Below are 13,372 nucleotides of genomic sequence, written 5' to 3'. Positions count from 1 at the left end.
AACTAGCAAATGGAGTCAGAAGGATAAATAAGTTTTTTTTGAGATAAGGAGTTAACAGATAAATTCTGGTAATCAATAACTCGAAAAAAGTAATTGAACAAAAAAATTGACCTAAAAATCCGTCTAAGAATCACAGAGAGATTCATGACTAAAAAAGTAATAGCAATTGCTGTTTCGGAAGTATGAGCTAGTTTATTCATAATCCGATTCAGGCTAAATCTTCTTTTCCCTTGGCCAAATTTCCCCTCAATGGAATTCCGAATTTTTTCATCCTCTAACGCCTGTTTCTTAGTAGCTTTACTAAGATTTGCTGACGGTCTCCCTAATGGGAGGCCACTGATTCTAATTCCTCTGTCTTTACACCAAGCTCGGTTGTCTCTAGTCCGGTAAATTTTATCTACATGGACTGATTCAGGATAATGCCCCGTGTATTCTTTAAAAGCCTCTATTTGTGTTTTTAAATCACAGGATTCGTTAAAATTATCCCAACTAATCCGGTCAAGAAATACATATTCATCCAGACAACTCGCAGACAATTTAGCACCAAATTCTACTGACGTTCCGGCTTTACCTCGCACAATCGGACGAATATGAGGTTGGCTCAAACTGACGATTCTATCGGAAATGCTCTGTTTGTTATTCTCATACATCCATTGCTGTTGACGGTAAACTTCTGATATTACTAATAAACTCTTATATTGCTTGTTATTTAAGCAATCTAGCGTTGCTCCATTGTCGATGAGTTGGTCTATATGTCCTAAGTTTCGTTTAATATATTGCAGTTGTTTTTTAACTGCTTTTCGTCTTTTTTGTCGGGAAGGTCGGCGTTGTTTGGCTACTTCTAGGTAGTCTTTTCTGGCTGTTTTTCGATAAGTTCTTGGTTTCTTTTCTGATTTATCCTGACGACTTTTATGCAAACTATCAATGATTTTTTCTGTCTGTTCTCTGGCTTTATTTAAAATTTTTAAGTCTGTTGGATATGTGATATCCGCAGGTGCACAAGTCGCATCAGCTATTAATTTTCCTCGGTTTTTCCTCTCACTTCCCTCTTCAGCTTCTGATTGATTTTCTGAGGCTGGCTCGGAACTCGCCTCTCGCATTCTTTTGACCATTAACCGATTAACTTTATTCACTAAATTTACATTGATTCTCGTCCGAAAGTGCACTAACATTGAGGCATCAAATGGAGCTTCGTTCCTGTATTCTGACAACCCGATAAAATACTGCAAGTAGGGATTTTCTTTGATTTGTTCTACTGTTTCTCGGTCGCTTATCCCTAATTTTTCTTTAATGATTAAGGCTCCTAATGCCATTCTAAATGTTTTGGCGGGTGCTCCCATCACAGATGAGAATAATTCTGCATATTCCACTTCAAATTCTTCCCACGGTATCCATTGAGCCATGATTACCCAGCGATTCTCTTCTGAGAGTTTTCCCTCAAATGGCAGTTTGAACTCTTCGGGTGGTGTTTTCTGTTGTTCGTCTTTACGGTACATTTTCCCCAACTCCTGCCAGGTTTTTGCGCTATTTTACACCCATCCCTTGCACCTGATTCATTTTTTCTTGTCTTCTCCTCCCGCCTGTTCTGGCTTTTCGCCTTTTTTCAGCAAGCCCTAAATAGCTCAATGCTTCAGTAGGGAGTAGAAAACCATAAATATGAAATATAGAAACTAGAATGCCCAATGTTGTGCATAAAATTACACGGGGCATAATGGCTGGAATGACAGAGCTTTTAACACGAATTGCTAACTGAAACCAATTGTTTTCAATCGTAGACATAGAGGATTTTAACTTGTTCTTCTCCTGACAATTTGCGTTAACAGATTATCCGGCTGAGGGTCGCAATTCTACTATTTTATTTCCTTCTACAGTGGGGGTTGGAGTTTGAGCATTTAACTTTTGATTCAGTTCTCGAATTCGTCGAGATAAGAGGCGAATAATATTAATCGCAATACCCGGAGTTTCATCAATGGCATCATAAAGCTGCATTTGCGTTAACACCAGACATTCACACTGTTCTAAGGTGCTCACAGTGGCTGAACGAGGTTCGGCATCAAATAAAGACATTTCGCCAAAGCAGGTTCCTTTTCCTAACTCGGCTAAATTGCGATCGCCAATATGAACTCGCACCCGTCCAGAGACGACAATATAGAGTGCGCGCCCTTCTTGACCTTCGGTAAAAATACTATGTTCTTCGGGGAAGGATAATTCATCCATTACCGATGCTAGACGTACTAAAAAATCGTCTCGCAATTCTTTAAAAATCGGGACACCCCTGACAAATAAAAGGCGTTCAACGCTGGTTAACATAGGTTTACTAAAAAATTAAAAATTCATATCTAGGAGGGAACAGGGAACGGGGAACAGGGAACAGGGGGGAAATCTTAACTTCTGTAGTCTGTACTCTGCACTCCATAATTCTTATCACTACTTCACTCCAAGCTGCACCATAAATTCCTCAACTTGGGCTGCGACTAAACGATCGGGATCGTTTTGTAGCATTGGCAATAATTCTATCAAAGCCCGTTGAGAGGCAATCTTTAGATATGCTAAGACCGCTTCTCGGACAAACCCGGTGGGATGGCGCAAGGACATCAAAGTTTGTTCCGCCGTTAAGCTCCAGCGAGCGCTTCTAGCCAGATGGAAACAACAAGCTAAGGCCCAGTCCGATAGAAAATGACGGTATTCTAATAAACGGCGGAGGCGATCGCTAGGTTTGAGCGGTTGATAACTGACCAAATCCGATAAATTCTCCAATTTCTCGAATTTAGAGTGCTGATCCAGAACGCTAATTAAAGCGCGCTTATGAACAATATCAACGACATTATCCAGGATTTCTAAACCCCGCGCCACATTAGAAGAAGAATTAGACTGAATATTAAAAGAAGCCGCTTGAATAGAGCTATGAGGATACAAAAACTTCATCAGCAAAAAGCAGCGATCCACCGCATCAACTTCTAATCCTTCTAAAGCTCGTTTTAACAACTGTTGAGGAGATTGCAGATTGGGGACACCCGGATCAAACGGATCAAACGTATCGGAATCTTCTGAGTCCGACAGCACCGGTTTTTCTAAGGACAAATCCAGCAAAGCGGCATAAATTTGACCAATAAACATTAACTCCTGCTCAATTAAAACTTCTACCCCCGTTCGTCCCACCCGATCTAACACCCCTTCAATTCCAGCATCTTGAGGAATTTTAAGTAAAATTTTCAAGATATTGCGCCGGGTGGTTCCCCAGGAAATCATCAACTCACTGATCAAGGTATCAAGGGCTTCTGTGGTGGCAATTTCACCCAAAGCTGTCCAAGCCTGTAACCGCACTAAATCCGGTTTATAGATATCACTGGCTTGCTGCATTAATAGAGGAATTGCTTCATTCCCCAATCTTACGAGAGCTTGTAAGGCCGTATCCCGTGTAGAACGATAGGACAGTGCCTTCATTAACGAGGGATAGTATTCTTCTAAATGGGTTGAAGCAATAACATCCAACAACGCACAACGCACCCGCAAAGATTCATCCTGTAATAAATCATTGAGATAGAGGCGGAGTCCTTGTAAATAATCCGCTTCTCCCAGGGCACGAACCCCCATCACCCGTTCCCGTTCAAGGCTAGAAGTGATCATGCGCCGGATGGTATTGGTAGCGGCGGCTTTTTGTTCGCGATCGCCTCGACGTAAAATTAAGGCGGCGGCGGTTCCCCGAACAACCGGATCAACTTTATTTTGGAGATAGGGACGCAACTGTTCAATATCGGGGCTAGTTTCCGTTAACCACAGATATCGTAACGCCAGAGCGAGAACCTCTGGGGGAAGATTGCTTTGGGTAAAGGCTCGAATATCTTCCAAATAGGCCGGATTTGGATGATTGAGCATAATTTCCAAGCTCTGACGCTGGAGGCTAGGGGAAAGGCTACCCAGGAGGGGAACCAAAGTTTCCCCAACGTTTTTCGCATCCAGTTGGCTCAGGAGTTCAATACAAGATCGTTTATCCGCGTCTTCTCCAGGTTTTTTCAAGGTTTCAACGACATTGCGCTTGAGTTGGGGCATATCGATGTCTGAGACACTCAGCCGTCCCCGTTCCGCACTGCGAACCAGTAAACTGACATATTGGGCTCGAATCAACCAAACGACAAACAACCAAACCAAAGCCATTAGGATGATCAAACCCACGAACACTAATCCCTGTTCACTGTGTAACTGGGTTTCGCTAGAGTTGGGTAAAATGATACTGGTGAGCCAAAGGGTGATTAAAATCAGTACCCCCGTCACCCCCGTTGACATGGGTTCAAATACCCCGTTCACCATGGATTGAATATCGCTGCGAACGTGATCCGGTAGGGGTTGAAATAAAACGGCTCCGGTGGTTTCAATTAAGGTGTAATGGAATAGTTCATCTAAAAACCGCAGGATCACAAATCCTACAAACACAGAAAATAGTCCAGTGATCCCACCAATGAAGGAAAATGTTCCTAAAATAATCACCCCAACGGGTAAAACAATTGCCGTGACAAATACCCCCGTGCGTTCGACCAAACGGCTAGAACCGAACCATTGAGTTAAGACTTGAGAAACACTTAAAATCCCTTCAAAAATTCCCAGGAAGCTAACAATGCCACTGGCTCCGGTTGTATCATTTTGAAATTCCAACTGACTAAAAAATTGGAAATCCACTAAAACATATAACGCTTCTGCCAGAACAAAAAAGGAGACTAAAGGAATCACATACCCTAATACGGGGCCTTTGAGGTTGCGAGTGCTAAATTCTTGTTCTTCGTCGTCCGGTGTCCAGCGTGTGGAATCAGGGAACGATTGACCATAGCGTTGAGACAGATAAAATAAAATTCCGGCGGCTAGGAGTACCATCACACCGGAAACCAAGGTAACATTATTCAATCCAACGACTCTTAATAGCACGGGCAGGGAAAATCCACTAATCACCCCAGCCACTAAAAATCCGCTACTAATAATCGGATAGGTGCGTTTAATTTCTCGAATATTAAACAGTTGGTTAGCGGTGATGGAATTATTTAAGTCGTTGAGAACATAAGACGCTTCCACCCATAACCACATTAAAAATAGGGTAATAAATTGAACGCTTAACCCTAATATTTTAACCTCGGATAATCCAATTCCCCAACGAAATAAAAACAAAGGAATTGCCATCATCACAAAGATAATCACAATTGCCCGACGCAGGGGAAATACTTTTTGTAGCGACGAATAGATAAAGCCTAGCCCTGAACCCATTCCCGCACTGGCGATATAGATCCAAGGCAATTTATCGGCACCGTATTCATCCAGAAATAAACCTACGGTACTGAGTTCTAACCAAATTAACCCGACTGATGCCAAGGTATACACTAAAAACATCAGTAGGGTTCTTTCTACTTCTTCCTGACGGAGATTCAGTCCCCGCAGCACCCCTTGTCCCACCAGAGCGGAACTACTCACTGGCTTGTCCATGCGATGCCCAAACCCCTTTGTGTGATTATCGGAAGTCTAAAATTAGAGTTTAACCGATTTGTTGCGACTATCGGGTGTGAGTTGACCCTTGATGATTGAGCGTTAATTGTTGACCGTTGACCATTGGCGGTTAACCGTCAACGGCCAACACAATCACGTTTACTTTTTAGGCGAGAGCAACATCATCATGCTGCGTCCTTCTTGTTTGGGTTCTTGTTGCACCTCAGCCAATTCTTGTAAATCAACAGCCATACGGTCGAGGAGTTCTTTAGCGAGGTGACTGTGTTGAATTTCTCGACCCCGGAACATAATTGTGGCTTTGACTTTATCTCCTGATTGCAGGAAGCGTTTGGCTTGATTGACGCGCACTTTGTAATCGTGATCGTCAATAATGTAGCGCATCTTGACTTCCTTAACGTCAATGGTGTGTTGTTTTTTCTTGGCTTCTCGAACTTTCTTTTCCTGTTCGTACTTATACTTGCCATAGTCCATAATGCGACAGACGGGGGGGTCGGCTTTGTCGCTGACTAATACCAAGTCGAGTTCTTTTTCCTCCGCTACCCGCAAGGCTTCACGCGGTGTGATAATCCCCAGTTGAGAGCCATCTGCATCGATGACCCGGATTTTGGGAAACCGGATATTTTCATTGATTGGAGGCAAATTGCGATTGATTTTTTTATCGGTCACAGGCATTAAAGAAGTTTGCAAGCGATTTATAGGATGGTGAGATAGATCTACAATTTCTTATTGTACTCACTCCCATCGATATTTTGTCCTTAATTTAACCTAAATTCCAGAAACGTTAAGATTAGAAATTGTAAAGTTATATTTTGATCGGAGGACATTTGGTTACTTCCACAAGCTGGCAAAACCAAGTTGGGTGTCAACGAAACTGGATTTGGCGAGGTTGGCGCATTCGCTATGCTTATAATCGCCCTCGTTTGTCCCCTTCCTCCATTCCCCGTTACCCGATGATTTTTTTACATGGGTTTGGAGCCTCTATTGGACATTGGCGATACAATTTAACGGAATTGAGTCAAAGCAATACGGTTTATGCTTTAGATTTATTAGGGTTTGGAGGCTCTGAAAAAGCGATCGCTCCCTACACGGCTCAGTTATGGGTTGAGCAAGTTTATGATTTTTGGCAAACGTTTATTGGAGAACCTGTGATTTTAGTGGGAAATTCCATCGGTTCTTTGATTAGTTTAATGGTGGCTTCTCAATATCCTGAATTAGCAAAAGGATTAGTTTTAATTAGTCTTCCTGACCCTGGATTACAGTTAGAAATGTTACCGCCCTGGGCAATTCCTGTGGTGGAAACGGTACAAAATATTGTGGCTTCTCCTCCAGTTTTAAGATTATTCTTTTCTCTTGCCCGTCGTCCGAGTTTTATTCGTCGTTGGGTAAAATTAGCTTATGAGAATCCCAATGCGATTACTGATGAATTGGTTGAAATTTTAGTAACTCCTGCCCTGGAACGGGGTGCAGCACGGGCGTTTTGTTCTGTTTTTAAAACAATGGGCAGCCCTCGCTTAGGGCCTGCGGTTAAAACTTTATTCCCTCAATTAAATGCGCCTATTTTGTTGCTTTGGGGTTTACAAGATCGATTAATTCCCATTCAATTTGCCAACCCTCGTCAATATTTACAATATCACTCGAATTTAAAATTAGTTGAGTTGGAAAATGCTGGACATTGCCCTCATGATGAATGCCCGGAACGGGTGAATGCTGAAATTTTAACTTGGCTGAAGGAAAGCTTTGATTGGGGTTAAGGGTTGATGTTTTTATGTTGAATATTAAATCAAGTGTACCCCCATGTCAGCCCTAACAACATTGTCTCATTCCAGGCGGCGTTTGTCAAGTTCGTCAGTTACCTTCTGAATTGATAGAATCTATAGCAAACAGATTTGACAAAAATCATGAGATTTATCAACCCCAAAACGGACTACGCTTTTAAAAAAATATTTGGTTCTACCGAAAGCAAAGACATTTTGATTAGCTTTCTCAATGCCTTGGTTTATGAAGGTAATTCTACCATTGAAGACTTAGAAATTATCAATCCGAACTTACCGCCTAAAATCGCCGGTTTTAAAGATACCTATCTCGATGTTAAAGCCAAACTGAATAACGGCACACTTGTCCTTATTGAAATGCAGGTTTTAAACGTGCAATCTTTTGGCAAAAGGGTTTTGTTTAATGCGGCGAAAACCTATTCTTTTCAATTGCAAGCTGGAGAAGGGTATCGAATGCTTAAACCCGTTATTGCTTTAACAATTACTGATTTTGAAATGTTCCCAGATCAGGAGCAAATGATTTCTCGTTTTGTTTATCGAGAAAAATCTGAAGGTTGGTACTATCATGATAATGATATTGAGTTATTATTCGTTGAGTTACCTAAGTTTACCAAAGAACTCGACCAGCTTGAAACCATTACCGATAAATGGATTTACTTTATCAAATTTGCGCGATCGCTGACATCTATTCCTGAAAATATGGACGATATTCCTGAACTACACCGAGCTTTTGAAATTGCTAATCAAGCCGACTTAACGGCTGAGGAGTTAGAAGATTTAGAACGTCGGGAAATGTTTATTTATGATCAGCAAGGAGCGATCACCCTGGGACGTGAACAGGGACGCGAGGAGGGACGCGAGGAGGGACGCGAGGAGGAAAAGCGTGACATTGCTCGAAACCTACTGGATCGACTGAGTGATGAAGCGATCGCTCAAGTCACAGGATTAAGTCTAAAAACCGTTCAAGAGTTGCGCTCTTAAAGTGAGTCCTAATTAACTATTGAGGAAAAGCAATATTTAAGAAAGGAAACTGTGCTTTGATATTCCAGTTTTGTCCGTTATGAATTAATAAAGTTAACTCAGAGATGGTAAAGTCAAAATAAATCGAACGTTGGGCAAATTCTAGCCATGCGGTTTTAAATGCTGTTCGAGTTAAATCTTTAAATGCTACGGTGACATGGGGAGAAAACAAACGTTTTTTCGAGACTTCATGAACAATATTAAGCTGTTGTTCTAAGTCATCCATTAACTGTTGATGAATCTTGATTAATTCAGGGGTTTTAATTACATCCACATAAATAACACGGGGTGGAAAGGCATTAAACCCCGATAAGGTGATCGAAATCGAAGACTGTTTGAGCGCAAATTCACTTAACCGTTGTTCTAAAGTTTGTAGGTCTTCTATTAACCATTTAAACGGAGGTTGTAAGGTTATATGAGGTGGGGATTTTAACGCATGGTGGCTATTATAGGTTTGGGCAAAATAGTGTTTAATTTCTGTAATTTGATTTTGAATTTCTTGCGGAGGAAGTAAGGCAATAAAAAAGAGTCGTTCTGATGGTTTCATAAAATTAATCTATAGCAGGGAACTGGGAACAGGGAGGACAAGAATTAACTTAAAAGTGATAACCTTGCTCTATCCAATATTGCCAATCTCCCAAAGCTTGTTGATTTTTTTCATCGGGGTCTATGGCTTCTATATCTGACAGTCGGACGGTATGAACATTATCTTCATTGTTACCCACATCAACAACTTCTACATACATATCACTTAAACATTCATCTTCTGATGCCATTCCTAACACCTTAACTTCTTTCTCTTGAATTTTTCCCGTTTTCCTAACTTTTCTACTCCATTTCCCAGCAAACGGAAAATTTATATTATCATTGAGGTAGTAGTACCAACCCATGGCAACTTCTTGTTCATCGTAAGCATCCACAATGATTTCGTAGGTAATACGATCTTCTCTGCTTTCATCCTTTTCAATACTAAACATCACTTGAATTCCAACTTTTAATAACGTAAGAAAGCCCTAGATTTGGGGAGTAATCATAACCGTTAATACTTTGTCGCCAATGCCTTTTAACTTATGGAATTCTTCGATAAGAATATCCTGGGAAGGGAGATAATCAGCCACCTCTTTAGACACTAAAATACTATTGGGATGGGCAACTTCCTGTAATCTTGCAGCCATATTCACCGCAGGGCCAATAGCGGTATAATCAGAACGTTCTGGAGATCCGAACATCCCAACAACGGCTGTCCCGATATGAATTCCACAGCGAAAACGCACGGCTTCAACGCCATTTTCACCGAAAATACCCTGTTCTCGCCAGCGTTGATTGAGTTTATCAAGGGATTGTAACATCTGTCGTGCCGAATTCACCGCCTGTTCAACCTGTTTTTCGGGGGGTAACTCCTCCGGGGCGCCATAGAGTGCCATGACCGCATCCCCAACAAACTTATCCACTGTACCGCCATTGGCAAAAATTACCCGTGTCATTTCAGCTAAATACTCATTCAAAACCACCGCAATGCCTTGAGATTGTAACTGATTTGACATTTGGGTAAATCCGACAATATCACTAAATAGAATAGTAATTAATCGAGGTTCGGGACTCAAATCCAAGGCTAATTGGCCCGTTGCCGCTTTTTTCACCATGGTTTCCGGTAAAAAACGTTTCAAAACAGACTCCGTTAAATACCAATTTAACTCAGCAACTCGCCGTTCATTCTCTTTTAACGATTGTAAATTCTTCACTTCTGCTAACAATTCTCGATCATTAAAGGGTTTGGATAGGTAGGCATCAGCCCCCCGTTCAACGCCTTCTAAGCGGGTATCTTCATCGGCTTTAGCCGTTAATAAAATCATCGGAGTCCCCTTCAATTCAGCGTTTTCTCGAATTAAGCGAATTAAATCCAACCCCGATACTAACGGCATCATTAAATCAGTAATAATCACTTCTGGATGATATTTTTGAGCCATTTCAAACCCTTCATGACCATTACAAGCCACAACAACATTGTATCCCGACTGGCGGAGAATTTTTGAGACATAGCGCCGTAAATCTGGGTTATCATCCACGACTAAAACTAAATTTGTGGAGGTGCTATTGTCCCCTAAAGCTATTATTTCTTCAGGAGTTTCTGACCCATCAGTATTGTCTTCATCACTAATATCAACATCAATATCTGCAAATTCCACCGAGGCGCGACTTGAATTTAATTCCGCCGGAATTTCTAATACTTGTTCTCCGGGTAAATGGGAGGTTCCTAATGGTAACCAAACGGTAAAAGTTGTGCCTTTTCCATAAACCGACTCCACAGAAATTTGTCCTTTGTGAAGTTCCACTAATTCTTTGACTAAAGCTAATCCTAAACCCGATCCTTCATAGGAACGATTCGCCGAGCCTTCCGCTTGACGAAATCGTTCAAATAAATAGGGAATTTGTTCCGGTTTAATCCCAATTCCGGTGTCTTGAACTTGCAGACGACAATGATCCCCCAAGGGTTCAACCCGCAACGTAATTGTGCCTCCGGCGGGGGTAAACTTCATGGCATTCGAGAGTAAATTATAGAGAACTTTATCAAATCGTTCTAAATCTAAATACAACAACGGGCAGGAGTGTAAATCCGTTTTTAAGTAGATTTCTTTCTTCTGACAATAAGGTTGAAACGACTCAACGGTACTATGACAAAAGGCAATCAAATCACAGGGACGGAAACTGGGCTGCATTCGTCCGGCATCAAACCGTTGTAAATCTAATAATTGATTGACTAACCGTAACAAACGTCGAGAATTTCTCAGGGCAATTTTAGCTTGTTCTTGGGGTAAATCTTGCTGTTGATTAATCGCAGATTCTAACGGCCCAATCATTAACGTTAAGGGAGTCCGAAACTCATGGGAAATATTTTGAAAAAATTCCGTTTTAATCCGATCAGCTTCTAACAATCGTTCCGCTTGTTGTCGAGTTTTTTGATATAAACGAGCTTGTTGCACTGCTAAAGCCGCCTGTACCGCCACCACTTCCACCAAATTAATTTCTGAATCCAGCCATTTGCGAGTCCGATTATTTTGTCGCAGGGAAATACTGCCAATAATCTCACCGTCGGAAAGTAAAGGCACCACCATTAAGGCTTTAGAAGCGGAACGCAGAGGTAATTCGGCAATATGAGATTCTGGTTGTAAATCTAAATCTTGAATCACAACAGGTTGTCGGGTGCGTAACAATTGTTGTAACACCGGATTTCCCCGAATCGGAACCAAAGACTGCGGCAACATTTCCAGAAATTGTTGAGCGTGAACCGTCGTATCCACACCCGCGAGGGGAGACTCTGACCACCATTCATCGCTCACCAAAGAAGCTTGTCGAGCCGCATCATATAAACCCACACATTGAACATACTCATCATCTCTTGTCCACAACGATAAAGCGCAACCATCAACCCGTAACGCCTCTCCCAACTGTTGCGTAATAGCCGCAAAAATAGTACGGGGATCAAGACTAGAGCGAATAGCAGAAGTAATCGTATTAACCAACGCCTCCCGTTTAGCCAGTTCTCGGACTTGTTCATAGGCGCGAGCTTGAGACAACGCCAAAGCCGCCTGATCCGCAACAGTAATCACCAACTGCACCTCATGATCCTGCCAAACATGAGAGTCTTGGCAGTGATGCAACGCCAAAACAGCCATTAAGTCTAGTTTGTAGAATAGGGGGACAACCAAACTAGAGCGAATCTGAGATTGAGTATAAGCTTGTTGACGTTCTATCACCGATACCACCCGTTCATCCGTTTCCGCCTCTTGGATCACCTCCACATCCGTCGTTTCCCAAACCAATAATTGCAGGAGATCCGTTGAGGGCTTTTGATCATCCGAAGTATCCAGAAGTTCTCCCCGTCCTGACTCATACATAAACCATTCATCTACCATTTGCCCATCTTGGAACGGTCGCAAAAGGCAATAGCGGGCCTCAAACATTTGACCCACCGTTTCCACAATCCGTTGTAGCATTTCCCGGTAGTTGGGGGCCGAACGAATGGTATTGGTAACGGCATAGAGGAGGGATTCTTGTTGGAGTGCCCGTCGCAGTTCTTCGGTGCGGGATTTGAGAACCGTATGGGTTTCTAAGGCTTGTTTAACAATCGCCTTGAGTTCGTCCGCATCCCAAGGTTTAGTCACATATTTAAAGACTTTACCCGAATTAATCGCTTCAACTAAATCTTCAACATCGGTGTAACCTGTAAGAATAATCCGAATAATATCGGGATATTGAGCCGCCGTTAAACTCAAAAATTCCGTCCCACTCATTTGTGGCATTCGTTGATCAGAAATAATCACAGCCACGTCAGATTGAGACGCTAAGATGTCCAGCGCCGTCGGCCCGCCTTCTGCTCGCAATACCCGGTATTCCCGATGAAAAGTGCGATACAGCAGATCTAGGTTATCGGGTTCATCATCGACAACTAAGATAGTCGGCTTAGATTTTTTCAGGGAATTCATGCACCGATCTCCTGCTGCAAGGGCTGTAGGGGGCTTGCGTTCTGTGTGGGTAACAGATTGGGGTGAACCCGCCCCTACCGGGTTATCAGGGTTAAGAACGTTTCAAGTGGTTTGGTGATTGAGGATGCCCCCTATTAATCTTATGCTTCTAGGGTGTTAGGTGTTGGATGTTGGGTCTTGAGGATGGATAGCTAACCCTCAACTGCTCACCAACAAGCCCAGCCCCTTTTGTACCCATCCGACTAGAAGGAATCGCTGCTCTCAGTTGAATCGGTTTTCCCGTGTCAGATGCCGTTTGTGGTTCAATTGTTAACCCCAGAAACCCCGACCCTCTCTCAATCTTTGTTGATTCTTGTTGGACATCTGCATCCAACCTTTGATGATCAAGATACTCATTGATTACTTATCCGATGCAGGTATAACCACAATCAGGATATTGATGCACAATATTTATTGTACCTTGATCATCCTGGGTGCGGAATTGTTGGCTGTTCTTAGGAAGAGGTAGGTGCAAGGATTTTATATATATTCTTGTGATCTTTATTATTCCTGTGCGATCTCTAAACTGGTGAATCATTTGTTTTTCTCTTCCCCATCTCACTCATCCTT

At 42.2% G+C, this 13,372-nt stretch carries 10 protein-coding genes; 2 read left to right on the top strand and 8 right to left on the bottom strand.

Annotation, left to right across the window (positions count from 1 at the left end):
- Window positions 1-2 precede the first annotated feature (2 nt).
- From NMK36_RS22315 to infC, 5 genes are all read right to left on the bottom strand, one after another.
- Window positions 3-1,496 carry an IS5 family transposase gene (locus tag NMK36_RS22315; RefSeq protein WP_254173932.1) on the bottom strand — a complete coding sequence of 498 codons (1,494 nt, stop codon included), beginning with the start codon at window positions 1,494-1,496 and terminating at the stop codon, window positions 3-5.
- A gap of 28 nt (window positions 1,497-1,524) precedes the next feature.
- The gene (locus tag NMK36_RS22310; RefSeq protein ID WP_254174645.1) at window positions 1,525-1,779 is read right to left on the bottom strand and encodes a bestrophin family ion channel; all 255 of its coding nucleotides are present in this window, start codon (window positions 1,777-1,779) and stop codon (window positions 1,525-1,527) included.
- 45 nt (window positions 1,780-1,824) lie between these two features.
- Complete coding sequence (locus NMK36_RS22305) at window positions 1,825-2,310, bottom strand: Crp/Fnr family transcriptional regulator (RefSeq protein WP_072718411.1); 486 nt, start codon at window positions 2,308-2,310, stop codon at window positions 1,825-1,827.
- A gap of 117 nt (window positions 2,311-2,427) precedes the next feature.
- Entirely contained in the window at window positions 2,428-5,466 is a 3,039-nt protein-coding gene (locus NMK36_RS22300) for an MFS transporter (protein WP_072718412.1), read from the bottom strand.
- A gap of 159 nt (window positions 5,467-5,625) precedes the next feature.
- Window positions 5,626-6,159, bottom strand: a complete 534-nt coding sequence (gene infC, locus NMK36_RS22295; protein WP_072718413.1) for a translation initiation factor IF-3 — start codon at window positions 6,157-6,159, stop codon at window positions 5,626-5,628.
- 152 nt (window positions 6,160-6,311) lie between these two features.
- Between infC and NMK36_RS22290 the strand changes: the two genes are divergently transcribed.
- Together NMK36_RS22290 and NMK36_RS22285 are read left to right on the top strand one after the other, a co-directional pair.
- Entirely contained in the window at window positions 6,312-7,238 is a 927-nt protein-coding gene (locus tag NMK36_RS22290; RefSeq protein ID WP_072718414.1) for an alpha/beta fold hydrolase, read from the top strand.
- 147 nt (window positions 7,239-7,385) lie between these two features.
- Window positions 7,386-8,240 carry an Rpn family recombination-promoting nuclease/putative transposase gene (locus tag NMK36_RS22285; RefSeq protein ID WP_193870267.1) on the top strand — a complete coding sequence of 285 codons (855 nt, stop codon included), beginning with the start codon at window positions 7,386-7,388 and terminating at the stop codon, window positions 8,238-8,240.
- A gap of 16 nt (window positions 8,241-8,256) precedes the next feature.
- On the opposite strand, the gene NMK36_RS22280 is transcribed toward NMK36_RS22285, so the two are convergent.
- Genes NMK36_RS22280 through NMK36_RS22270 form a run of 3 tightly spaced genes read right to left on the bottom strand, consistent with a single transcriptional unit; the run spans window position 8,257 to window position 12,763 of the window.
- A complete protein-coding gene (locus NMK36_RS22280; protein ID WP_072718416.1) occupies window positions 8,257-8,826 on the bottom strand; it encodes a 2'-5' RNA ligase family protein in 570 nt (189 codons plus the stop codon).
- Between the two features lie 49 nt (window positions 8,827-8,875).
- On the bottom strand, window positions 8,876-9,256 hold the full coding sequence (locus tag NMK36_RS22275; protein WP_254175220.1) for a calcium-binding protein: 381 nt from the start codon (window positions 9,254-9,256) through the stop codon (window positions 8,876-8,878).
- Window positions 9,257-9,292: 36 nt separating this feature from the next.
- Window positions 9,293-12,763 carry a response regulator gene (locus NMK36_RS22270; RefSeq protein ID WP_254174644.1) on the bottom strand — a complete coding sequence of 1,157 codons (3,471 nt, stop codon included), beginning with the start codon at window positions 12,761-12,763 and terminating at the stop codon, window positions 9,293-9,295.
- Between the last annotated feature and the right edge of the window lie 609 nt (window positions 12,764-13,372).

Origin of the sequence: Planktothrix pseudagardhii, assembly GCF_904830925.1 — a bacterium.
Taxonomy (GTDB): Bacteria; Cyanobacteriota; Cyanobacteriia; order Cyanobacteriales; family Microcoleaceae; genus Planktothrix; species Planktothrix tepida.
Note: the sequence above shows the minus strand (reverse complement) of the source record. Positions and strands in the feature narration are given on the sequence as shown.